Below are 24025 nucleotides of genomic sequence, written 5' to 3' on the forward strand. Positions count from 1 at the left end.
ACAAGGAGACCAAGATGGCCGAGGCCTATCTCATCGACGCGGTCCGCACGCCGGTAGGTCGGCGGCGCGGTGCCCTCGCCGCGATCCACTCCGCCGACCTCGGCGCTCACGTCCTGGCGGCCCTCGTCGAACGCACCGGAGTCGACCCCGGAAAGGTCGACGATGTGATCTTCGGATGCAATGACACCGTCGGCTCGCAGGCCGGAGACATCGCCCGAACCGCATGGCTGGCGGCCGGACTGCCCGAACACGTGCCGGGCGTGACCATCGACCGCCAGTGCGGTTCGAGCCAGCAGGCCGTCCACTTCGCCGCGCAGGGCGTCATGTCCGGGACGGCCGATCTGATCGTGGCCGGCGGGGTGCAGAACATGTCGGCCATCCCCATCAGCACGTCGATGACGGTGGGCGAGCAGTTCGGCTTCACCACTCCCTTCGCCGAGTCGCGAGGCTGGACCGCGCGCTACGGGAACGAGGAGATCTCCCAGTTCCGGGCAGCGGAGATGATCGCCGAGAAGTGGGGCATCACGCGCGAGGAGATGGAGGCCTTCGCGCTGAACAGTCACCGCAAGGCGATCGCCGCCTGCGACGAGGGCCGCTTCGCCGCCGAGACGGCTCCGATCAGCGGCCTCTCCACCGATGAAGGGCCCAGACGCGACACCGATCTGACGAAGATGGCGGCGCTGAAGCCGCTCGCCGAAGGCGGGCGCATCACGGCCGCGGTCGCCAGCCAGATCAGCGACGGAGCGTCCGCCGTCCTCGTCGCCTCCGAACGCGCCGTCTCGGACCTCGGCCTGCGCCCGCGCGCGCGTGTCCACCATCTGTCCGTCCTGGCCGACGACCCCGTATGGATGCTTACCGCTCCGATCCCCGCGACCCGCAGAGCCCTGGAGAAGACGGGGCTGTCGGTGGACGACATCGACCTCTTCGAGGTCAACGAGGCCTTCGCGTCGGTGGTCCTCGCGTGGACCAGCGAGACGGGAGCCGACCCCGCACGGGTCAACGTGAACGGCGGGGCCATCGCCCTCGGACACCCGATCGGGGCCACGGGCACCAGGCTCATGACGACGCTCCTGCACGAGCTGGAGCGGCGCGACGCTCGCTTCGGCCTCCAGGTCATGTGCGAGGGCGGCGGCCAGGCGAACGTCACGATCATCGAGCGGCTCTGACCGCATGCTCCCCCAGACACTCGTCCCGACAGGAGAGACGATGAGCGCTTTCGACGCCCGGCGCTTCCGCGAAGTCCTGGGCCACTATCCGACGGGGGTCGTGGTCGTCACCGCCATCGCCGAGGACGGAGCGCCCACGGGCATGGTCGTGGGCTCCTTCACGTCGGTCTCGCTCGATCCGCCCCTCGTGGCGTTCCTGCCGAGCAGGACGTCCGCCAGCTACGCGAAGCTGCGGACCTCGTCGTCGTTCTGCGTGAACGTCCTCGCTTCCGGCCAGGAGGACCTCTGCCGCACCTTCGCCTCGAAGGTCCCCGACAAGTTCGCCGAGATCGGCTGGACCGGGGCGCCTTCCGGGTCCCCCGTGCTGGACAAGGCCCTGGCCTGGATCGACTGCGACGTCGCCGGAACCGTTCCCGCAGGAGACCACGACATCGTGCTCGGCGCGGTCCGCGACCTCGCGGTGCTCGACGCCACGGCTCCACTGCTGTTCTTCCAAGGAGGCTACGGGACCTTCACCCCGTAAGCCGTGCGCCATTTCATCCACCCCGACCCGAGGAGTTTGCAGTGCCGGTGGACCCCGAACAGAATCTCGAACCAGGCGGCTTCGACCAGATGGCGGATCTCATCGTCGTCGGCTCGGGAGGCGCAGCCCTCACCGCGGCCTACACGGCGGCGAAGAACGGCCTGCGCACCCTCGTCCTGGAGAAGACGCCCTTCTTCGGAGGAACGAGCGCCTATTCCGGCGCGGGCATCTGGCTGCCCGGCAACCAGGTGCTGGCCCGATCAGGAGTCCAGGACACCGTCGAACGCGGGGCCGAGTACTTCCACGCCCTGGTCGGCGACCGGACTCCGCAGACCCTCCAGGACGCCTACATCGGGACCGGACCGGAGCTCGTGGAGTTCCTGGAGCGGGACCCGTACCTGAAGTTCGCCTTCCTGCCGTTTCCTGACTATTTCCCGCTCCCCGGCCGCGCCGAAGGGGGACGGGCGATCATGCCCGAAATGCTTCCCGCCGCGGACCTGGGCCGATGGCTCCCGCTCCTGCGCCCGCCGATCGGCATCGACCAGTTCGATGTTCCCCAGGACCGCGAGAACCTCATCGGAGGCCAGGCCCTGATCGGACGACTCCTCCTGGCCGCCGAGGCCACCGGCAACGTCGATCTGCGCACCGGCGTCGAGATGACGGGGCTGATCGTCGAGGAAGGGCGGGTGACCGGAGTCGCCACCCGGACCGAGAGCGGCGCCGTGCGGTTCGGCGCCTCCCGCGGAGTCATTCTTGCCGCTGGAGGGTTCGAGTGCGACGACGCTCTGCGCGTTCGCTACCACGGCCTTCCCACCGGCCAGTGGACCTCCGCGGCACCCGGATCGAACACCGGTGCCGCCCTCGCGGCCGCGGTCGCGGTGGGGGCCGATGTCGACCTCATGGACGAGGCATGGTGGTGCCCCGCGACGCTGTTCCCCAACGGAAGGGCCGCGTTCACCCTCGGCTTGCGCGGCGGCATCCTGGTGAACGCCGCCGGAGAGCGGTTCGCCAACGAGTCGCTGCCCTACGACAGGCTGGGTCACGAGATCCACCGCGCCCATCGGGCCGGCGGCGTCTCGCACATCCCGGCGTGGCTCGTCTTCGACGGCCGCTTCGATGAGCTCCCCGCCACCTCGCAGCCGGCGCCCGCCCCGGGCGAGTTCCAGGAGGCGGGCCTGTGGCGTACGGCAGAATCCCTCGATGGGCTCGCCACGGTGATCGGCGTCCCTGCAGGGACCCTCGCCGCCACCGTCGAGCGGTTCAACCGGTTCGCCGCCACCGGCACCGACGAGGACTTCCACCGAGGCGAAGACCCCTTCGACCGCTTCTTCGCCACCGGTGACGGCCCCAACCCCTGCCTCGTTCCCCTCGACGAGGGCCCCTATCACGCGGTGCAGATCGTGCTCGGCGACCTCGGAACGAAGGGCGGCGCGCGGACCGACCGGGACGCCCGGGTCCTGGACCACTCGGGAACCCCGATCGCCGGACTGTTCGCCATCGGGAACTCCGCCGCATCCGTAGCCGGCGGCGTCTACCCGGGCCCGGGCACCCCCCTCGGGTCCGGCATGGTCTTCGGATACCGCGCCGCCCGGCGCCTGCTCTCCGAAGCATCATGACTGGCCCTTGTGGGGTGCTCCCGTTCACCGGGAGCACCCCACAAGGGCACCGCGGTCTCCTCGGACGGCCTGGGCGCGTTTGCCGTTCCGTCCGGACAGGGGGCCCGGGAACTCAAGGAAAGGAAGAAATCATCATGCCGCTGGCGGGCGAGTACGAACCGAGCCCCTTATGAGCGCGAGCCATCATGCACGCTGCGGACCATGCTGCCCTGGGCGGCTGGTGCACCATCCTTGACCACACCGCGTCCGGGCTTCATGGCGAGTGAGATGGCAATCGCGAGGACGGCACGTTCTTCGGCGACATGGGGGAATCCCGCCTTACAGATCAAGGGTGGGCGGCATCTGACTGTTCGAGCAGGCTCATGACCTCCGGCAGGTCCGTGAGCGCTCCGCCGCCGACGACGCGTCCATCGGCGACGCGGAGAACGAACTCGGCGGCGCGTTCGACGGATTCGATCGCCTCGGGGAGCATTCCTGCCATCGCTTGCCAGGCATGGTGCATTCCAGGCCAGATCTCCAGGACCGTCTCCACTCCGGCTTGACCCGCTCGCGAGGCGAAGCGCAGCGAGTCATCGAAGAGCAACTCGGTGCCGGAGACGTGGATCAGCAGTGGTGGCAGTCCTGTCAGATCGGCGCGCAGCGGCGAGATGCCTGGATCGTTCGGGTCGCCGACACCCGCGTAGTCCGCGCTCATAGTGCGCCCGCCCTCTGGAGTGAGGACGAGGTCGGTGGCGGCGTTCCGCACCCATGTGCCTTCGACGTCGGCGATGTGTTCGAGACGCAGATCGAAGGTCCCCGAGAACAGCAGGCCCGCGAGTGGACGCTGGTCACCCGCGTCCCGGCGACGGAGCAGCAGGGCCGCGGACAGACCCGCCCCGGCGGATCCTCCGCCTACCACGATGCGGGCGTTCGGCAGCAGCCCGCAGGCGAACAGATACGCGCGTTCACAATCGTCCAGACCGGCCGGATAGGGATTCTCGGGAGCCAGACGATACTTGGGGCACAGAACCCGGGCTCCGGTCCGCAGGGCGAGGAGACCCGCGGCGGCCCTGTCGTTTCCGGGCGTACCTACCCGGAATCCTCCACCGTGGATGAAGAGGATCAGAAGATCGTCACGCGGGTCCGGCGGTGTGAGCAGCAAGGAACCGGGCAATTCCACGACCGCCTCCTCCCGGACCCCGGGAGGCACGGCCACCAGCGTGGCAAGGTGCTCCATCCGTGTGCGCTCTACTTCGAGGGGAGTCGGCGCAGAAGCCTCCTCGCGTTCCTTCAGAAACATGCGGGTGAGCCAGTCATGAGCTCGGCTGGGCACGGTCACCAGCTCCAATCGTCATCGGTGGCGCAGGTCGCAGCGTGCGCCCGGGGAGCATGATTCTTCGTCCATCAAAAAGCTAGTTCTACTCGGTTTTAGGGGCGGGAGGACAGCCACGCGTGGACGGTTTCGATGCTCCGACGGAACCCCGGTTTCTCCGGCCGGTTCAGATGGCCGTGCGAGGTCCCCGACGCGCAGGTCAGTTCCGCTGTCCGTCCTTGGGCTCGCAAGTCCTCGGCGAAGGTCCCGCCAGAGGCCCGCAAGGTGTCTCGCTCATGACGATGAACCGGCTGCGCGGCAGCGCCTTGTGGAAGGTCTCGAAATCTTCTTCTTGCCTGCTATCAGGGCGGCGGCGGCCATCTCCTCGTCCGTGCCTGTGAGGCCCACGTAGTCGTTCGATCCGGTCTGGAAGGCGGCGATCGCCGGTGCAAAGGGATGAAGGAGTCTGTCTGCGTACTGGACGAGGTCGCGGTCGGTGCTTCCGCCGAACCCGTGGTTCTGCACCATGGTGTGCTCGTTCTCCGATTCCGCGGTAGCGCACGAGGGTGGGGCGCGGGCCCCGGCCGGTCAGGGAATCGGTTGGCCGAGGCCCGCGGTCTGTTCAGCCGGCGGTGGCTTGGCCGGTCTCGGCCTGGTCGAGGGTCTTCATCCGGGGGATGAGGGCGATGGACAGGAGGCCGGCGACGAAGAAGCCGGCGGCGAGCAGGAAGGCGTGGGTGTAGCCCGCGTCGAGGTAGAACTGCGTGCCCTGCATGACGGTGCCGTCCTGGGCGAGCACCACGAAGATCAGCTGGGTCACCAGGGAGAGCAACACGCCCTGGATCATGTTCTGCATGCCGTTCGCCCGTGCCTGCTCGTGCGGGGAGACCGCTTCGATGACCATGATGGGCACGAGGGCGGCGATCATCCCGATCCCGATGGCGGACAGGGCGCCGACGAGCATCAGCTGGGTCTCGGTGTGGTGGAACACCGACAGGAGCGCATGTCCTGCCGCGGAGCACAGCGCTCCGACCGCCAGCAGGAGGCGGGTGTCGTAACGCCGGGCGAGGGCGCCGACCGACACGGCGACCACGACGATGAGAATGCTCGCGGGGGCGCCGATGAGCGCGACCTTCGTGGCGGTGAAGCCGAGGCCGTCGGAGACGGTCGGGATCTTCGGCATCAGCGCGAGGAGCTGGTTGACGGTTCCGGCGGAGAACGCGGTGCCGGCGAGGATCGAGGCGGCGAGGAAGACCGACCAGACGGGGCGGCGGGTGAGCATCGACAGCTCGTAGAGCGGATGGGCGACCTTGCTCTCGACCAGGACGAACAGGACGAGCGAGAGGGCGCCTCCGCCGAGGAAGGCGAGCGTGCCTGTGTCGGTCCAGCCCCATTCGGTGCCCTTGCCGATGCCGTAGAGGGTCGAGGTGAGACCGCCGCCCAGCAGCAGCCCGCCGGCCCAGTCGACGGGCGTGCGCTCGCCGCGGACGGGGCTCTCGGGCACGAAGACGAGCAGGAGGAGCAGGCTCAGCGCGGTGGCGACGACGAGGAACCACAGCACGCCGCGGAAGCCGTGGCCGTCCAGCAGCCATGCGGACAGGAACGGGCCGCCGAGGGCGATGAGGCCGATGCCGCCGCCGATGAAGCCGCTCGCCGGGCCGACGAGGCGGGGCGGGAAGACGTCTCGGGTGATCGCGTAGACGAGCGCCACGATGGGGGCGTAGAACCCGGCGACCGCGCGGCCGACCAGCAGCATCTCGTAGGAGGTGGCGAGCGCGGCGACCAGGTCGCCGACGAGGCCGAGCGCGGTGAGGACGACCATCACGCGCTTCTTGCCGTAGAGGTCGGCCGCCTTGAGGACGAACGGCGTGATGAAGCTGCCGACCAGGGCCGAGGCGAGAGTGAACCAGGCGATCTGGGTGGTCTGGAAGTGGACGGCGATCGCCGCCTGGGCGTTGCCCGCGAGCAGTCCGATGATCGACAGCAGCTGGGCGGCCCAGAGCAGCGAGATGAGCAGCAGGGCCAGGCGCGGACCGAATCCGGCGCCTTCGGTCTCCTTGGGGGGCGGCGTCGCAGTGGACGTCATGGGGGGCTCCTTGGGGTGGGGCTACGTGACCGGGGACACTAATCGCAAAAACCGAGTATTACTAGGGTTTTGCTCTGGCCATCTCTGCGTTCGCTCGCCGTGGCACTGTGTGAAAGATCTAAAACCGAGTAATACTTGGCTTTAGACTAGGGTGGTCGCCGTCACACCCGAATCGCGCGGCCACAGGGCTGCGGAAGCCCGCAGAGAGGGACCACATGAGCAGACCGACCCGACTTCGCGTCGAGCACCTCGACGACGGGGCCGCCGGAGTGGCCGAAGCGAAGCCCCGTCTGTCCTGGTGGCTGCCGGCGGGCTCTTCCCGGCAGGTCGCCTACCGGATCCGCACCACCGACGGGGATTCGGGAAGGATCGAGGGCGCGTGCAGCACGCTTGTTCCCTTTCCCGGCAAGGCCCTGGACCCCGGTGGCGTGACCTGGCAGGTGAAGGTGTGGACTGATCTTGGGGAGAGCGACTGGTCCGAGCCCGCGTCGTTCGAGATCTCCCTGCGGGACTGGACGGCGCAGTGGATCGAGCCTGCCGAAGAGGACGTCGCGGCGGCGGGGCGGCGTCCCGCCCATCTGCTGCGCCGCACCTTCACGCTGGACGACGTGCCGCTGCGCGGACGGGTGCACGCGACCGCGCACGGGATCTACGAGCTGTTCCTCAACGGGGTCAGGGTCGGCGACCACGAGCTCTCTCCCGGTTTCACCGCCTACCGGTCACGCCTGCACGTTCAGACCTTCGACGTCACCGGGCTCCTGCGGCGCGGTGAGAACGTCCTGGGAGCCGTTCTCTCGGACGGGTGGTTCCGCGGCCGGACGGGCTTCCACCGGATCCCCGACGGTTACGGCGAGCGCACGGCGCTTCTGGCGGAGCTGCGGAGCGAGGCGCAGGACGGGGTGGTCACCACGGTGGGCACGGACGGATGCTGGCGTTCGCGGCCTGCGGAGATCGTGGCCGCGGACCTGATGGACGGGCAGGAATCGGATCTCGGCCGCGTGTGCGAAGGATGGGCGGAACCGGGCTTCGAAGCCGCAGGATGGGGTTGGGCGACCGCTGCCGATGGCGGCCTGTACGCAGCCTGGCCGAGACTGACGGCGAGCCCGGCGCCGCCGGTTCGCAGGGTCGCCGAGCTCGCGCCCGCGGCGATCACGACCACGCGCTCGGGCGCGCAGGTGGTGGACTTCGGGCAGAACATCAACGGCTGGGTCCGGCTCACCGATCTCGGCCCCCGCGGCACCGTCCTGACCCTTACCCACGGCGAGGCGCTCGGAGCCGACGGAGACGTCACGACCGGGCATCTGGCCGCCGAGGACGCGGCTACCGGGGCGCATTACGACGTGGGGCAGCGGGACAGGGTGGTATCGGCCGGCCGCCCCGGCGACGTTTTCGAACCGCGGCACACCACCCACGGTTTCCGGTACGTCCGCGTGGAGGGCCACCCGGGCGAGCTCTCACCTGGCGACGTGCGCGCCGTGGTCGTGCACACCGACTTCCGGCGCACGGGCTGGTTCCGGTGCAGCGACGCGCGGATTGAGCGGCTGCACGAGGCAGCCGTGTGGAGCTTCCGCGGCAACGCCTGCGACATCCCCACGGACTGCCCGCAGCGTGAACGCGCCGGTTTCACCGGCGACTGGCAGGTCTTCGCTCCCGCCGCGGCCTTCGTCTACGACGTCGCCGGGTTCTCGGTCAAGTGGCTGCGCGACCTCGCCGCCGACCAGTGGCCGGACGGCCGCCTGCCCAACTGGGCTCCCGAGCCCGGACTTGATCGGCGCGCCGACGAGCTGTACCGCTACATGAACGGCTCCGCGGGATGGGGCGACGCCGCGGTGATCGTGCCCTGGGAGACCTACCTCGCCTTCGGGGACACGCGCGTCCTGGCAGACCAGTACGAGTCCATGGTCCGCTGGGTGGAGTTCGCGGCCGGCCGGGCTCGAGAAGGACGCTTTCCCGCAAGGGCCGCTGCGCGTCCCGATCCCCTTCCGCACGAGCGGTTCCTGTGGGATTCCGGCTTCCACTGGGGCGAATGGCTGGAACCGGATGGGGAAGAGGAGATCCCCTTCTTCGCCCAAGACCACGGCGCCGTGGCCACGGCCTACCTCCACCTGTCCGCGCGCCTGCTCTCCCGGTCCGCGGACATCCTCGGTAAGAGTGACGACGCCAAGCGGTACGCGGCTCTGGCCGAGAGCACTCTCACGGCCTGGCGCACCGAGTTCATCCTGCCCGATGGCGGTCTGGCCGTCGACACTCAGGCCACCCACGTCCGAGCGCTGGCCTTCGGGCTGGTCCCGCCGGAACTGCGCCGGGCCACTGCGGCAAGGCTCGTGGCACTGGTGCGCGCCGCCGGCAACCATCTGGGCACGGGATTCCTGGCGACTCCGCACCTGCTGCCCGTGCTCGCCGACGAGGGGCACCTCGATGTGGCCTACGACCTGCTGCTCCAGGACACGCCACCGTCCTGGCTGGCGATGATCGACCGCGGCGCCACGACGATCTGGGAGGACTGGGAGGGCATCGCGGAGGACGGAACGCCCCGGGCCTCGCTCAACCACTACAGCAAGGGCGCGGTCATCTCCTTCCTGCACCGCTACGTGGCGGGGCTCAGGCCGCGCGCGGACGCTCCCGGCTACCGGCGCTTCGAGGTCCGGCCGCGACCGGGTGGCGGCCTGGCCTGGGCGGAGGCGGAGCTCGACTCGCCGTACGGCCGTATCGCGGTTCGCTGGGAGATCGCTGAGGAAGTGTTCCGGCTGGCGGTCACCGTGCCGCCGGGCACGGACGCGATGGTCGTCCTGCCCGACGGCCGCTCCATCGATGCCGCTCCCGGGGAGCACCGGTTCTCCTGCGCCGCCCCCTGCGCCTATCACCAGGGTCACGGGAGGCGGACCCGGTGATCCGTTCCGGTCAGCCCTCCGACGCGCCGTTCGACCCGGCGGAACCGCCTATGGCGCGGCACATGCGGTTGAAGGTCTCCACCAGCGAAGCCATGTCGGTGGTGGGATCCAGGAGCCATTGCAGTTGGAGGCCGTCACTGACGGCCAGGAGGAGACGTGCCATCTCTTCGGCGTCCTCGTCGGTGCGGATGGCGCCGGATCGCTGCCCGGTGTCGAGGCCATGGCGGACGGCCTCGGTGAGGCCGCGGTAGCGCTCGGCGAAGAACGGGCGCGCGTGGTGGGCCGGATCGGTGGCCGAGGCCGCCGAGAGGGCGACGAACAGCTTGACGAGACCGGGCTGGTCGGTGTTGTGCCGCACGGTGCTCGCCACCGCGTCGCCGGGGCTGCGCTCGTCCAAGCCGCCCTCGGTGTCGAGGGCGTCGCGGCGTTCCAGCACCGCCAGCAGCAGTTCCTCCCGGGAACCGAAGTAGTGCAGGACGCCGGCCTGGGAGAGCCCGACCCGGTCGGCGATCTCTTGGAGCGACGAGCCCCGGTCCCCTTGGGCGGCGAAGATCTCCAAGGCCGCGTCGAGGATCTGGTTCCGCCGTTCGATGCCCTTGCGGTAGGGGCCGCGGGGTTTGCGCTGCTGCGTGCTCACCAGGAAAACGTACTCCGTCCGGGCGCCGACTTGAAAACCGAGTAATACTTGGCTTTAGATGGGCGTCCACCCCCGTGAAAGGAAACACCCTCATGCACCCTCCCCCCGGCTCCGAGGCGGACTTCGCCGGACGGCTGGCCGCGATGACGCTGAAGGACAAGGTCACGCTGCTGACCGGTGCCGACGCATGGAGCCTCGCGGAGATCCCCGTGGCGGGCCTGCGCTCCCTCCGCCTGTCCGACGGCCCGTCCGGGCCGCGCGGCACCGCCTTCGGCCCGGACGCCGAGCCTTCCCTGCTGTTCCCCAACACGACCTCCCTCGCCGCTACCTGGGACGTCGAGGCCGCTCGCGAGGCGGGCGAGCTGATGGGCGCCCGCGCCCGGGAGATGGGCCTGCACGTCCTGCTGGCCCCGACCGTCAACCTGCACCGCTCCCCGCTCGGAGGCAGGCACTTCGAGTGCTTCTCCGAGGACCCGCTGCTCACCGCGCGGATGGCGGCCCCGTTCATCGAGGGCGTCCAGTCCGCGGGCGTCGCCGCCTGCGTGAAGCACTTCGTCGGCAACGACACCGAGACCGAGCGGATGAGCTACGACGCCCGCATCGACGAGGCGACGCTGCGCGAGGTCTACCTGCCGCCGTTCGAGGCCGCCGTGCGCGAGGCCGGGGCCTGGTCGGTGATGGCCGCCTACAACCGCGTCAACGGCACCACGATGACCGAGCACACGGGCCTGCTCAGCGGCCTGCTCAAGCAGGAGTGGGGTTTCGACGGAGCGGTGATCTCCGACTGGACGGCCGCCCGCTCCACCGAGCCCTCCGCGCTCGCCGGGCTCGACGTGGTCATGCCCGGCCCGATGGGCCCGTGGGGCGACGCCCTGATCGAAGCCGTAGAGCAGGGCAGGGTCCCGGCCGAGGCGGTGGACGACAAGATCCTGCGCATCCTGCGTCTCGCCGCCAGGGTCGGCGCGCTGGAGGGGGTCGAGGCTCCGCCCACCGCGCCGGTGCCGGTAGACGTCCGTGACCGGATGCGCGAGCTCGCGGTCAAGGGCTCCGTCCTGCTGCGCAACGACGGCATCCTGCCGCTGCGCGGTGTTCGCCGGATCGCCCTCGTCGGCCCCAACGCGGCGCGCCTCTCCGCCCAAGGAGGCGGCAGCGCCCAGGTGAACCCGGAGTACATCGTCGGACTGCCCGAAGGGCTGCGCGAAGTGCTCGGCGCGGACGCCGAGATCACCGTCCACTCCGGTGTCTTCCCCCGTGCGAAGCTCGACCCTCTCACGGCGGTCACCGACCCGGTCTCCGGCGAACCCGGTGTCCGGATCACCTACCTGCGCGAGGACGGCACCGTATCCTCTGCCGAGCACCAGGACCCGGCGGCCTGGTGGTTCCCGCTCATCGTCGCCGACGACGTCGCGGAGATCCGCGTCGAGGGTGTCCTGGATCTGACGGCGGACGGCGATCACCGGCTGTCCGTCCTCGGCGCCGGCGAGTACGCGCTCCGCGTGCCGGGCCAGAACGAGCGCACCTGCGTGCTCGACCTGGACGAACCCGATGTCGGCGCGCTCGCCCTGAACCCTCCCTCGCACACGTTCATCTTCCCGGCGCCTGCCGGACGCCTGCCCGTGCAGATCGCGGTGCGCCCGAACCGCGACCTGCCGTACCCGATCGCCCTGATCGGCCTGGGCTACGCCGAACCTCGGCGCGAAGACGACATCGAGTTCGCCGCAGCGGTCGAGGCGGCCCGGGCCGCCGACGTCGCGGTGGTCGTCGTGGGCAGCGACGAGACCACCGAGACCGAAGGGGCCGACCGCACCTCGCTGGCACTGCCCGGACGCCAGGACGACCTGGTCCGTGCGGTCTGTGCGGTGAACCCGCGGACCGTCGTGGTGGTCAACGCGGGCGGTCCGTGGCTGATGCCGTGGGCCGAGGAGCCCGCCGCACTGCTGTGGGCCTGGTTCCCCGGCCAAGAGGGCGGCGCGGCCATCGCCCGCGTCCTCACCGGTGAGGAGCCGGGCGGACGACTGCCCACGACCTTCCCCGCTCGCGCCGAGGACGTGCCCGTGCTCGGCACCCGGCCGAGCGATGGCGTCCTCGCCTATGCCGAGGGCGACCTCATCGGCCACCGCGCCTATTCCGCCGCGGGCACCGCTGCGCTGTTCCCCTTCGGCCACGGCCTGTCCTACACGACCTGGGAGTACCTTTCCGCCTCGCACGTCGACGGAGTCCTGGACGTGACGGTCCGCAACAGCGGTGACCGCTCGGGCAGCGAGGTCGTGCAGGTCTATCTGGACGCTGGCGACGGCCCCGTCAGGCTCGCGGGATTCGCCGCAGTGCGAGCGGCGGCGGGGGAGACCGTCCGCGCGCGGATCCCGATCACCGACCGCGTTCTCGAGCACTGGACCGATGAGGGCTGGAGGCCGCGACCGGGTGCCGCGGTGCTGCACGTCGGCCGCTCCAGCGCCGACCTCAGACTGCGGGTCGCCCTGTGATCCCGGACCTCGGCGCCGAGCCCGCGCCCGTCCGCGGGCCGGTGAGCCGCCGCTTCATGGTCGTCTACGTGGCGGCGTTCCTCGGGCTCTACCTGGCCGTGATGACACCGCTGCTGGTCTCGCTGGCCGTTCATCTGGAGCGCATGGACGAGGCGGCCAAGGAGACCAACCTCGGCCTCGTCATCGGAGTCGGCACGCTGGTCAACATCATCGCCGCGCCGATCATCGGGCAGCTCAGCGATCTCACGACCGGGCGTTGGGGCCGGCGCAGGCCGTGGATCGCCGCCGGCATGCCGATCCTGCTCGCCGGAACCTTCGCGGTGGCCGCCGCGGACTCGGTGGGCGCGGTGCTCGCCGGATACGCCATCAGCCAGATCGGCCTGTCCTGCATCATGACCGGCCTGCTGGCGATCCTCCCCGACCAGGTGCCCGAGGAGCAGCGCGGCAAGGTCTCGGGTCTTGTGGGATTCACCGCGCAGATCTCCGGGGTCCTCGGCTTCCAGGCGGCCAATGCCCTGGAGGGCTCGCCTTACCTCATGTTCGGTGTTCCCGCCCTTGCCTGCTGTGCGCTCGTCACCCTCGCCCTCGTCCTCCTGCCCGATCCGCGGGTGGCGGCGAAGCGCGCGTCGTTCGACGTCGGCAGGCTCGTGAAGGGCTTCGTCTTCAACCCGCTGCGCCACCCCGACCTCGGCTGGACCTGGGCGGGCCGGTTCCTCATGCAGTTCAGCCTCATGTTCCTGTCGACCTACCAGCTCTACTTCCTCACCGACCACCTCGGCTACGAGCTGTCGGAAGTGACGGGGCTGCTGGCGCTCACCGGAGCGGTCGGCCTGGTCATGACCTCGGCGGGCGCGATCTTCTCAGGCATGCTGTCGGACCGGCTGAGGCGGCGGAAGGCCTTCATCTACGCGGCGGCCGGCCTGTTCGCCTGCGGGTTCCTCGTGGTGGCCACCGCGTCCTCCTTCCCCCAGGTCTTCGCGGGCTCGCAGCTCATCCTCCTCGGAGCCGGCCTGTTCGGCGCCGTCGACCTCGCCATCGTCACCGATGTCATGCCCGACCGGGACACCGAGGCCGCCCGTTACATGAGCGTCTTCGGGATCGCCTCGGCCCTGCCCCAGTCGGTCGCGCCCGCCGTCGCCCCGCTCATCCTCGCCCTGGGCGGAGGGTCGAACTATCCGCTGCTGTTCACTGTGGCCGCCGCAGTGGCGATCACGGCCGGCCTGACCGTCCGTCCTATCAAGAGCGTCCGCTGACTCCGGAAGGGAGCACCTGACCATGAGAGTGACCGGTCTGAGGTTCGAGCACCTGCGCGAGCCGCTCGGCATCGGAGAGGCTCGGCCGCGCCTGTCGTGGCGCACCGAGACCGACGCGGTCGGCTGGTCGCAGACGGCCTATGAGGTCGAGGCGCGGGGAGAGAGGGTCCTGGTGGAGTCCGCTGACTCCGTCCTCGTGCCCTGGCCCTTCGCGCCGCTGACCTCCCGGGAACGCGTCACCGTGGCCGTCCGCGTACACGGGTCCGCAGGCGAACCGTCCGCCTGGACGGAGGCAGAGGTGGAGGCGGGCCTGCTCGACGACGCGGATTGGGAGGCGCGGTTCGTCGGCCCGGGCGACGGTTCGCTTCTGCGCACGGAGTTCACCGCTGGGCCCGGTCTGGTCTCGGCCCGCCTGTACGCGACGGCGCTCGGCGTCTATGAGGCGGAGCTGAACGGGCGCCGCGTCGGCGACCAGATCCTCGCGCCAGGCTGGACCAGCTACCGCCACCGGCTGCGGTACCAGACCTACGACGTCACCGGCCTCATCGAGGAAGGCGCCAACTGCCTCGGCGCAGTCCTCGGCGACGGCTGGTACCGGGGACGCCTCGGCTTCGAAGGGAAGCGGGCCCTCTACGGCGACCGGCTCGCCCTGCTGGCCCAGCTCGAACTCGGCTACGCCGACGGCACGGTTCAGCGCGTGACCACCGGTCCCTCCACGTGGAAGGCATGTTCGGGCCCGCTGGTGGCCAGCGACCTGTACGACGGCGAAGATCACGATGCGCGGAGGGAACGCCGAGGCTGGTCCGAGCCGGGGCTGAACGACGCCGACTGGTGGCGGGCCGAGCCCGTCGACCATGACCTCGGCACCTTGGTCGCACCGACGGGACCTCCGGTGCGCGCCGTCGAGACGCTCGCCCCCGTCGCCACGCTCACCTCGCCCTCCGGCCGCAGGATCCTGGACTTCGGGCAGAACCTCGTCGGCCGGCTGCGCATCACCGCGGCCGGGCAGGCCGGACAGGAGGTCGTGCTCCGCCACGCCGAGGTCCTCCAAGACGGCGAACTGTGCGTGGAACCCCTGCGCACCGCCAAGGCCACCGACACCTACGTCCTGCGCGGGGGCGCCGCGGAGGAATGGGAGCCGCGCTTCACCTTCCACGGCTTCCGCTACGCCGAGATCACCGGCCCGGTGACGGAGGCCGTGGCGGTGGTGTGCCACTCGGACCTGGAGCGGACCGGCTGGTTCTCCTGCTCGGAACCCCTGGTCGAGAGGCTGCACGAGAACGCCGTGTGGGGAATGCGAGGAAACTTCCTCGACGTGCCCACCGACTGCCCCCAGCGCGACGAGCGCCTCGGCTGGACCGGGGACCTCCAGGTGTTCGCGCCGACCGCCTCGTTCCTGTACGACAGCGCCGGGTTCCTGACCTCCTGGTTGGCGGACCTGGCGGCCGAGCAGCGCGAGGACGGTGCGGTGCCCGCGGTGGTCCCCGAGGTGTCGTACACGCCCACGGCCGCGGCCTGGGGAGACGCCGCGGTGATCGTCCCGTGGACGCTGTACCGCCGCTACGGGGACTCGGGCATCCTGGAGGCCCAGTTTCCGAGCATGCGCGCCTGGGTGGACCACGTGGAGGGGCTGGCGGGCGATGGTCTGCTGTGGGACTCGGGCTTCCAGTTCGGCGACTGGCTGGACCCGACGGCCCCCGCGAACAGGCCCGAGGCCGCCAAGACCTACCCGGAGATCGTCGCCACCGCCTACTTCGCCCGGTCCGCCGAGCTGGTCGGCCGCAGCGCGCGCGTGCTCGGCCGCACCGAGGAGGCGGTGCGGTACGAGGAGCTCGCGGCGCGGATCAGGAAGGCCTTCCAGAACGAGTACGTGACCCCGGCGGGCCGCCTGCTGGCGGACTCCCAGACGGCCTACTCACTGGCACTGTGCTTCGCGCTGCTGCCTGAGGGCGAGCAGCGGCGCCGCGCGGGGGACCGGCTCGCCGACCTCGTGCGCGGCGGTGGGTACCGCATCGGGACCGGCTTCGTCGGCACGCCGCTCATCTGCGACGCGCTCGCCGAGTCCGGCCACCCGGCCTCGGCCTACCGCCTACTGCTGGAAAAGGGCTGCCCGTCCTGGCTCTACACGGTGGAGCAGGGCGCAACGACCATCTGGGAGCGCTGGGACAGCCTCCTGCCCGACGGCAGCGTCAACCCCAGCGGCATGACGTCGTTCAACCACTACGCCTTCGGTGCGGTGGCGGACTGGCTGCACCGCACCGTGGCGGGCCTGGCCCCGGCCGAGCCCGGCTACCGCCGCCTGCGCATCGCGCCCGTGCCCGGTGGAGGGCTCACCCACGCCTCGGCGAGCCTGCGCACCCCCTACGGCACCGCATCCTGCGGGTGGGCTCTGGACGGCGGCGAACTCACGGTCGACGCCGTCATCCCGCCCAACACCACGGCCGAGGTACGGCTCCCCGATGGGACGGCCGCCGACGTCGGCTCGGGCTCGCATCGCTGGACCGTCCCGTTCTCAGGAGCCGGGGAACCGCCCGCGCTCACCCTCGACAGCACCCTCGGCGAGGTCGCCGACCGTCCTGGCGGTCTCAAGCTGCTGGCCGACGTCATCATCGCCCGCATGCCGGAGCTGGCCGACTTCATCGAGGTCGGCATGGGCGCGGTGGACCCGAAGACGAAGGTCAGGGACGCGGTCTCGATGATCCCCGATGCCGGATCCTTGCTCAGGGAGGTGGAGGCGGCGTTCGCAGCTCTCTGAGCGGCGCGGAAGGGAGCAGGCACGAGCGAATCTCTTCTCCCGGCCACCGGGAGCGCGGCTTCATCGGACGGCGTCCCGCACGCACACTCGGCGGCACACTGCCGACCGATGATGGCCGGGCCGCACACGCGGCCCGACCGAATTTCCAGATTTCGACGGATGCGAAGGAACAAGATCATGGAGAGATACGCCGATCGGCGGGCGCTGGTGACCGGGGCGGCCTCGGGGATCGGGCGGGCGGTGGTACTGCGCCTGCTCGCCGAAGGCGGACGCGTGGTCGCGGCCGACGTCGTCAAGGACGGGCTGGCGGAGACCGCGGACCTGGCCGCGGCGGCCGGTCACGCGGACCGTCTCACGACGACGGTGCTCGACATCGCCGACGAGGCCGCGGTGAACGAGGGTGTGCGCGGAGCGATCGAGGGGCTGGGCGGCCTCGACGTCCTCGTGAACGCCGCCGGAATGCTGCGCGGAGCTCACACCCACGATTGCTCGCTGGAGCTGTGGAACCGGATCATCGCGGTGAACCTCACCGGCACATTCCTCATGACGCGGGCCGCGCTGCCCGCGCTTCTGGAGTCCGGCCGGGGCGTCGTGGTGAACTTCAGCTCCACCTCCGCCCAGTTCGCGCACCCCTTCATGGCGGCCTACTCCGCGAGTAAGGGCGGCATCCTGTCGTTCACGCACGCGATCGCCCAGGAGTACTCCAAGAAGGGCCTGCGCGCGGTGAACATCGTGCCGGGCGGGGTGAGCAGCGGCATCACCAACAACATCGGATCCCTCGTCCCCGAGGACGTCGACTGGGACCTGTTCACCAAGCTCACGCCCGCCATCGGCCAGGGCTTCGGTCGCCCCGAAGACATCGCGGGCGTCGTCGCCATGGTCGGCTCCGACGACGGAGCCTTCATCACCGGCACCGAGATCCGCGTCGACGGCGGCGCCCACCACTGAGTCGTCTTCCTTCCGTAATCCCGGCAGTGTCCGAAGCCGCGGCCTTTCGAGGCTGCGGCTCCGGACGCCTGCCGTGATCACACCGCGAAAGCGCCGCCGTTTGGAGAACCCGCAATGAGATCTGGCACATCGTCATCGAGATCCGTGGAGGGGGATAGGTGTCGGCGCTGGCCGAAGATCGTCGTGGGCACCGCGGCGCTGTCGGTGGCCGCGGCTGCGGTCGGCTATCTTTCGCAGTTCGGCAGCGGCGGGCCGTACCGGGACGAGAATGGGAAATATACGCACGTCTCGGTCTCCAGCTCCTTCTCCCATATCGCGGACCACCCCGCCTTCGCGGGCTTCGGCGACTACATCGTGCCCTGGGAGAGCGGACCGGTCGCGATGCTCACCGCTCCGCTGTCCGTAGAGAAGATCGCGCCCTATCTCGGAGCCTGGGATCCCCGGACGATGGTGGACGGCGTCAATTTCCTGATCGATCAGGTCAATGCCGGTCGGACCCTGTTCCACCACATCTACACGCCCGAGGAGATCACCGAGGACCCGAGTAAGAAGGCCGCGGGGGTTTTCTTCGTGCCCGGCCGGCCGGACGCGCCGACCACGATCGTCATGGCGGGTGGCGGCTTCACGTCCGTGGCCTCCATCCAGGAGGCCTTCCCGCATGCCAGGGCGCTGCATGCGCTCGGCTACAACGTCTTCGTGCTGAAGTACCGAGTAGGTGCCCACGACGGCGACAAGGCGCCGGACAAGCTCGACAGGATCCGGCGTGCCAACGAGGATGTCGCCCGGGCCATGGCGCTCATCGAAGACCGCGCCGAGGACTGGAAGGTCGACCTGAACGGCTATGCGATCTGGGGCAGTTCCGCAGGCGGTCGGCTCGCCCTGCTGTGGGGCTCGGACTCGGAGTTCGGTGCGGAGGCTCACGGCGCTCCCGAACCCGCCGCCGTCATAGCGGTCTATCCGGGAATCGGGGACCCCTTCCGTGGCTCCGCCGCCTCGCGGCCCACCTTCATCACCGTCGCACAAGACGACGACCTCGTCTCCGTTCCGCAACTCGACGACGTCGTAGCAGGGCTGCGCGCGCTGGGCGTGCCCGTGGAGTACCGCAAGGCCGCCTCCGGGGGACACGGTTTCGGACTGGGTGTGGGGACCGACGCCGAGGGCTGGTTCGACCATGCCGTGGCCTTCTGGGAGCGTCACCGCGCGGACGGCGGGTAAGGCGTTCGGGACCGAGGCCGCAGATCGGAGTGCCGGCTCGGCGGAACGACAGATCGAGGCCGCGGGCACAGGTTCGCGCGCTCGTGGGCCAGGGCACGCAGCAGAGGCGGCAACGCGGGGCCGGCGGAGCTGATGAACGGGCACAGGGAACACGGCCCGGCGCCCCGACTGGTACCGATGCTCCCGGGTGGTCTCCTCATTCGTCTGTCTTGACGATCCCGCTCCCGATCACCGGGAATCGCCCTCCTGAGGCAGACCACGCGCTTCTACGCTGAGCCCGTCCGCCGCACCCACCCCGTCGGCGGGCAGGAGGAGCAGATGATGGCGGACCGTGCCCCAGCACCGTCGCGGCGGCGCCCAGTGAATCCCCTGCGCGCGGCGGACCTCGCCGGCTACGACCACATGACGGACGTCCTCGTCGTCGGATTCGGCTGCGCCGGCGCCGCGGCCGCCTTTGAGGCGGCCACGGCCGGCGCGCGGGTGACGGTGCTCGAACGGCTGTCCGGACCGGGCGGGTCGTCGGCGCAGTCCGGCGGCGAGATCTATCTCGGCGGCGGCACCCCCGTGCAGAGGGCGTGCGGCTTCGACGACACGCCCGACGACATGTACGCCTACCTTCATGCCGCGCTCGGGCCCCACGTCGACGAAGAGAAGCTGCGCCTGTACTGCGAAGGCAGCGTCGACCACTTCGCCTGGCTGGAAGCACGGGGAATCGAGTTCCATCCTTCCCTCTACGACGCGCCCGCCTGGATGGCGCCGACGAAGGACGGCCTGATGTGGCTCGGTGAAAACGCCTGGCCCTTCCCCGAAATCGCACGGCCCGCCCCGCGCGGACACCGCCCTCCGGTCGAGGGCTACGCGGGCGCCCTGCTGATGGAACGGCTGGCGGAAGCCGCGGCCGCCGCGGGAGCCGTCCAGCACGCCGACACCCGGGCCGAGAGGCTCATCGTGGACGACATGGGCCGCGTGGTGGGCGTGGCCGCCACCCGCTTCGGTGTGTCCGTGAGGTACCACGCGCGCAACGCCGTCATCCTCACCACCGGGGGGTTCGTCGATGACGAGGAGATGCTGGCGGACCACGCCCCCGTGCTGCTCGGCCACGGCAAGGTGAGCGACGGAGGGGACGACGGCAGCGGTATCCGCATGGCCGCGGCCCTGGGCGCCGCGACCCGGCGGATGGGCGCGGTCGAGGCCGCGATGGTCGTTGTGCCGGAGGCCGCATGCCGCGGCATCCTCGTCGACGGCCTCGGCCGGCGTTTCATCAACGAGGACGTCTACCCCGGCCGGTTCAGCCACGCGGCCTTGCACCGAGCCGCCCCGTGGTGGGTGATCCTCGACCAGTCGGCCTTCGAGGCCCTCGGCCAGGGCGCTGCGCCGCCCGACCACGTCGCCGAGACGGCGGAAGAGCTCGGTGCGGAACTCGGTATGCCCCCAGGGGCCCTGCCGGACACGATCGCCGTCTACAACCGGCACGCCGCATTGGGCACGGATCCCTACTTCCACAAGCACCCGCGCTGGCTCCGTGAGCTGAAGCCCCCTTTCGCCGCCGTCGACCCGCGCACGGCGGCTCGGCTGGTGGAGCGGCGCAAGAACGCCACCGGCCTGTCCGGCTTCACGCTCGGGGGGTTGCGCACGACCGTGGACGGAGAGGTCCTCCATGTCTCAGGCTCACCGATCCCGGGCTTGTACGCCGCGGGGCGCGCCGCCGCGGGCATCCACGGGGACGGCTACGTCAGCGGCACCTCCCTGGGTGACGGCACCTTCTTCGGCCGCCGGGCGGGTCGCAGCGCCGCCGGCTCGATCTAAGCGACGGGCGGGACGGCCAGGCGATCGATGAGGCCGTGCACCTCCGATCGAAACCAGGCGCGGGCCTTGCGGTCCTGCCAGTCGACGATGGTGCCGTCCAAAAGAAGCATGCCGTCGCTGAGGAACCCGTGAAAAGCCCAGGACAACACGTTCGTCAAGCTCAGAAGAGACCGCTCGGAGAGGCCGACCCTGCCGAGAAGGCGATCCTGCACGACCCGCTGGAGCGGAGCCGCGTATTCCCCTTCCACATCGGGCAGGTCCGCAGCGTCCGAGAGGCCGCGATGCCGCCACAGAGCGACGGTCTCCGGATGGCCGAAGTAGAAGTCGATGAACCGGTCCGCCATGCGATGGAACCCGTCGAGATCCGGGGTGAAGGTGCTCTCGATCTCTTCGACCAAGACCATCTGCTCGTTGAGCACCCGTCCCATCACGGCCTCGTAGAGCCCGCGCTTACCGCCGATCGCGGTGACCTCGGCCAGCGGCACACCCGCCGCTTCAGCGATCATCTGTGCGGTGGCGCCGTCGTACCCGAGTCCGGCGAACACCCTGGTCGCTGCCCCGACGACATCATCCTGCATCTCCTCAGCCTATGGCGACCCCTCTCACCCGATCTGTCACGGACCGCGCATCTTACGGAAGATCTTCACCGAACCGTCGTCCAGGCAGAGCCCTGACAGGTCCCGGTCGGCAGAGGCCGCTTCCACTCCAACCGGAGCCGTCCCCGGCCTTTTCCCACAGACGTCCGCGCCCGCGGCGGAACCTGCCATCATCCGCGAGTCCACGACGGTGATGTTGCTCGCTCGAAGCACCTGGCGCCGGGCTCGGCGGAACATCGGGAGCGCGCATCGATGTTCCCGAGGTGCCAGACCTCGGACCGGTGCATGGTTGAGCGGGGAACATGCCGAGTACGCCCTGGCCCCAAGGCATGGCTTCCCGCGCCCTCCCATCGAGTCGATGGGGCTCCCGACAGGACCACTGCACAAAGGGCTCCCAGCCACGCATCGCCACTGCAGCCCTTGCCGCAGCCGCAGGCAGTGCAAAGGCCTTCGTCGTCCGACCGGACATCGCTCATACCGAAAGCCTCCCGCCACGCGGGAAACGAGCCGCATAGACGCCTATGTTCCGTACCACTTCACACACGGAGCGCCGCGGATGCCGAAGCAGGCCGGCCCGTTTACCGGTCGAAGGTGTCGAAGATCGCTTCGAGGGTGTCGGCGAGGGTGGTGTCGTGTTCGTTGAGGATGGCGGCGTAGCGGCTGGTGATGGAGAGGCTGCCGTGTCCTGCGCGTTGGCGGACTTTCTGGAGGTCGATGCCTTTGTCGATGGCCCAGCTGATGCCGGTGTGGCGGGCGTTGTAGGGGGTGAAGCCTTGGGGGAGTCCCGCTGCTTGGCGGGCTTGGTGCCAGAAGCGGTTCCAGACTTCGTGGCCGAGGCAGTCGTGGCCGTCGCGGGTCCACCGTTTCGTGCGTGCGGGGGATCCTTCGGTTTGGCGTTCTTCGGCTTGTTTGCGGCGCCATTGCTCGTGGTCGGCGACGAGGATGGGTTCGCCGGGGGGTTGGCGGAGTTGGATGGTGCGGATCGGGTTGTCAGCTCGGTATTCCTCGTTGAGGGCCATCTGGCACATCGCCGACAGCACCCGGCGGACGGCGATGGGGACGCTGGCAGCGACCTCTTCCTCGGGCAGGACCTTGGTGAGGAGGTTGTAGAAGGTCGCGCGCTTGACCTCGCTCATCCGCAGGTGGCCGAGGTAGGGGAGGACGTGGTTCTTGGCGGTGTAGGCGTAGCCCTGCATGGTGCTGGGGCTGACGTTGTGGAACGGCAGGAACCGCTGCTCGTAGAATTGCTGGACCGTCGCCTGCGCCTTCTCGGCGGGGGCTGCTCTCCTCATACGAGACCAACTACTACCTGAACACCACAAACCCCCAGGTCACAGCAGTCTCTAGCGAACCCGGGGCGGTTCAGCCTGCTACCGGGCTTCCTGGCAACTACGCGGACCAGACTCCAACCGACAAGCGACGACGAGTTCACGAACAACAAGATCAGCCGCTCATCGCGGCATGACCTCCCGCTCTGCTGGGCGCACGGAGAAGGTTCACTGCTTCCACCATTTGAGACCGCCTCAAGTCGAGGTCCCGGCCTCCAGAATGGAGACGATCGAGAAGAGGGTGAAGCAGACGGCGCCGAGGCCGACCATGACGCGAGCGGCCACGAAGAAGGCCGAATCGGTGTCCGCTGCCTCCGCTAGGAATGCGGAGAAGAAGAGGCAGGTGAGGGCGGTGAGGATCGGCAGGATGGGGATGCGGTTGGCCAGCGGCTCCTGGCGCCGCCAGACCAGGGCGAGCAGCAGCACCTTGGACAGGATGCTGTAGCAGATCAGGCCGAGGCCGATGAGGATGCAGCCGGGGGCGATGCGGGCGGGTGAGCTCGCGAAGATCAGCACGCCGAGGCCGAGCAGGATGTTCACGGTGCCGAGAACGACGACCATGAGGCTCCACCGGAAGCGCTCCGGCTCGCCGAACCCGTTGCGGACCTGCCGGACGATGCTGGCCACCAGGGAGACCAGGCTCAGGCAGATCAGGCCGAGGCCGAACACCACGTGGCCGGCCGTCCAGGACGCGGTGTCGCCTCGGGTCCACAGCACGATCGCCAGGATGATCGCGATGGCACCGCACAGGAACGGGATGGCGATGAGGACCCGCCCCGTCGTCGCCGAATACACCTCCTCGGGCGCCGCCGAGCCGGGCTGCCGGGCGGCGTTGCGCGAGATGAAGGTGAAGTAGGTGGAGGCCGTGGCCACGGTGCTGACGCAGGCGGAGATGAGGCCGACGCCGATGACGACGTGGCCGGCGAGGTCGTCTTCCGGCGCGTGGCCCCGGAGCACGATGGATATGCCCCAGAGGACCGTGATCAGGGCCACCAGGTAGCCGGAAGCCGGGAGCACGATCCGCCAGACGGTGCGGTAGCGCCCGATCAGCTGCCGGATGATCGTCGCGGCGGTGGTGAACAGCGCGTAGCAGATGCCGGCCAGCGCGATGTCGACGTGACCGGCGACGAAGTGGCCGGCGTCGTCAACGCGGAGCAGATAGAGGCCGAACGCGAGGCACACCGCTCCCATGACCAAAGGAATGGCTCGGAAAAGGATGCTGATGCCCAGGTTCATCATCGCTCCAGAGTTATGCGGCGCTGCTTCTTTCGGTTCATGCCTCCGGTGTCCCCATGAGGAACGCTGCCGTGGTCAATCTTGAGCGAAGGGTGCCGTGAGCCGGGCGTTGAAGCTCCCGGCAGATCGAGCAAGCCCACGCCCTGAGCCTGACCCGGGGCCGCTCATCGCCTCGGCCCGAGGACGGGGAGTTGT

17 protein-coding genes are annotated in these 24025 nt (G+C 69.8%); 10 read left to right on the forward strand and 7 right to left on the reverse strand.

The window, feature by feature from the left end:
- Nucleotides 1-14: 14 nt before the first annotated feature.
- The 3 genes from ACYVOM_RS24445 to ACYVOM_RS24455 are packed head-to-tail and all read left to right on the forward strand — an operon-like array spanning nucleotide 15 to nucleotide 3305.
- Nucleotides 15-1166: an acetyl-CoA C-acetyltransferase gene (locus tag ACYVOM_RS24445; RefSeq protein ID WP_460305819.1), complete on the forward strand. Its 1152-nt coding sequence runs from the start codon at nucleotides 15-17 to the stop codon at nucleotides 1164-1166.
- Nucleotides 1167-1206: 40 nt separating this feature from the next.
- A complete protein-coding gene (locus ACYVOM_RS24450) occupies nucleotides 1207-1689 on the forward strand; it encodes a flavin reductase family protein (RefSeq protein ID WP_460305820.1) in 483 nt (160 codons plus the stop codon).
- 47 nt (nucleotides 1690-1736) lie between these two features.
- Nucleotides 1737-3305 (forward strand): FAD-dependent oxidoreductase, encoded by a 1569-nt coding sequence (locus ACYVOM_RS24455; RefSeq protein WP_460305821.1) that lies wholly within the window; start codon nucleotides 1737-1739, stop codon nucleotides 3303-3305.
- A 325-nt stretch (nucleotides 3306-3630) separates the two neighbouring features.
- Here ACYVOM_RS24455 and ACYVOM_RS24460 read toward each other — a convergent pair whose 3' ends face one another.
- The 3 genes from ACYVOM_RS24460 to ACYVOM_RS24470 all read right to left on the reverse strand — a co-directional run bounded on the left by ACYVOM_RS24460 (nucleotide 3631) and on the right by ACYVOM_RS24470 (nucleotide 6682).
- Entirely contained in the window at nucleotides 3631-4623 is a 993-nt protein-coding gene (locus ACYVOM_RS24460) for an alpha/beta hydrolase (protein WP_460305822.1), read from the reverse strand.
- Nucleotides 4624-4890: 267 nt separating this feature from the next.
- Nucleotides 4891-5124: a hypothetical protein gene (locus tag ACYVOM_RS24465; RefSeq protein WP_460305823.1), complete on the reverse strand. Its 234-nt coding sequence runs from the start codon at nucleotides 5122-5124 to the stop codon at nucleotides 4891-4893.
- A gap of 94 nt (nucleotides 5125-5218) precedes the next feature.
- Nucleotides 5219-6682, reverse strand: coding sequence for an MFS transporter (locus tag ACYVOM_RS24470; protein ID WP_460305824.1), 1464 nt, complete (start codon nucleotides 6680-6682; stop codon nucleotides 5219-5221).
- A gap of 215 nt (nucleotides 6683-6897) precedes the next feature.
- On the opposite strand from ACYVOM_RS24470, the gene ACYVOM_RS24475 reads away from it, so the two are divergent.
- Complete coding sequence (locus tag ACYVOM_RS24475; RefSeq protein WP_460305825.1) at nucleotides 6898-9573, forward strand: family 78 glycoside hydrolase catalytic domain; 2676 nt, start codon at nucleotides 6898-6900, stop codon at nucleotides 9571-9573.
- Nucleotides 9574-9583: 10 nt separating this feature from the next.
- On the opposite strand, the gene ACYVOM_RS24480 is transcribed toward ACYVOM_RS24475, so the two are convergent.
- The gene (locus ACYVOM_RS24480) at nucleotides 9584-10210 is read right to left on the reverse strand and encodes a TetR/AcrR family transcriptional regulator (RefSeq protein ID WP_460305826.1); all 627 of its coding nucleotides are present in this window, start codon (nucleotides 10208-10210) and stop codon (nucleotides 9584-9586) included.
- 92 nt (nucleotides 10211-10302) lie between these two features.
- Between ACYVOM_RS24480 and ACYVOM_RS24485 the strand changes: the two genes are divergently transcribed.
- The 6 genes from ACYVOM_RS24485 (at nucleotide 10303) to ACYVOM_RS24510 (ending at nucleotide 20670) form a co-directional block, all read left to right on the forward strand.
- Complete coding sequence (locus tag ACYVOM_RS24485) at nucleotides 10303-12693, forward strand: glycoside hydrolase family 3 protein (protein ID WP_460305827.1); 2391 nt, start codon at nucleotides 10303-10305, stop codon at nucleotides 12691-12693.
- Nucleotides 12690-13946, forward strand: coding sequence for an MFS transporter (locus tag ACYVOM_RS24490; protein ID WP_460305828.1), 1257 nt, complete (start codon nucleotides 12690-12692; stop codon nucleotides 13944-13946). Before ACYVOM_RS24485 ends, ACYVOM_RS24490 begins: the two co-directional genes overlap by 4 nt.
- A gap of 22 nt (nucleotides 13947-13968) precedes the next feature.
- On the forward strand, nucleotides 13969-16701 hold the full coding sequence (locus tag ACYVOM_RS24495) for a family 78 glycoside hydrolase catalytic domain (protein WP_460305829.1): 2733 nt from the start codon (nucleotides 13969-13971) through the stop codon (nucleotides 16699-16701).
- Nucleotides 16702-16878: 177 nt separating this feature from the next.
- Nucleotides 16879-17649, forward strand: coding sequence for an SDR family NAD(P)-dependent oxidoreductase (locus ACYVOM_RS24500; RefSeq protein ID WP_460305830.1), 771 nt, complete (start codon nucleotides 16879-16881; stop codon nucleotides 17647-17649).
- A 183-nt stretch (nucleotides 17650-17832) separates the two neighbouring features.
- The gene (locus tag ACYVOM_RS24505; RefSeq protein ID WP_460305831.1) at nucleotides 17833-18864 is read left to right on the forward strand and encodes an alpha/beta hydrolase; all 1032 of its coding nucleotides are present in this window, start codon (nucleotides 17833-17835) and stop codon (nucleotides 18862-18864) included.
- 360 nt (nucleotides 18865-19224) lie between these two features.
- Nucleotides 19225-20670 (forward strand): FAD-dependent oxidoreductase, encoded by a 1446-nt coding sequence (locus ACYVOM_RS24510; protein ID WP_460305832.1) that lies wholly within the window; start codon nucleotides 19225-19227, stop codon nucleotides 20668-20670.
- Here the strand turns inward: ACYVOM_RS24510 and ACYVOM_RS24515 are convergent.
- The 3 genes from ACYVOM_RS24515 to ACYVOM_RS24525 form a co-directional block, all read right to left on the reverse strand.
- On the reverse strand, nucleotides 20667-21248 hold the full coding sequence (locus ACYVOM_RS24515; protein WP_460305833.1) for a TetR/AcrR family transcriptional regulator: 582 nt from the start codon (nucleotides 21246-21248) through the stop codon (nucleotides 20667-20669). The genes ACYVOM_RS24510 and ACYVOM_RS24515 overlap by 4 nt on opposite strands.
- 596 nt (nucleotides 21249-21844) lie before the next feature.
- Entirely contained in the window at nucleotides 21845-22558 is a 714-nt protein-coding gene (locus ACYVOM_RS24520) for a tyrosine-type recombinase/integrase (protein WP_460305834.1), read from the reverse strand.
- Between the two features lie 231 nt (nucleotides 22559-22789).
- On the reverse strand, nucleotides 22790-23833 hold the full coding sequence (locus tag ACYVOM_RS24525; protein WP_460305835.1) for a DUF2776 family protein: 1044 nt from the start codon (nucleotides 23831-23833) through the stop codon (nucleotides 22790-22792).
- Nucleotides 23834-24025 lie beyond the last annotated feature (192 nt).

The sequence above is a fragment of the Actinocorallia aurea genome, assembly GCF_054783995.1.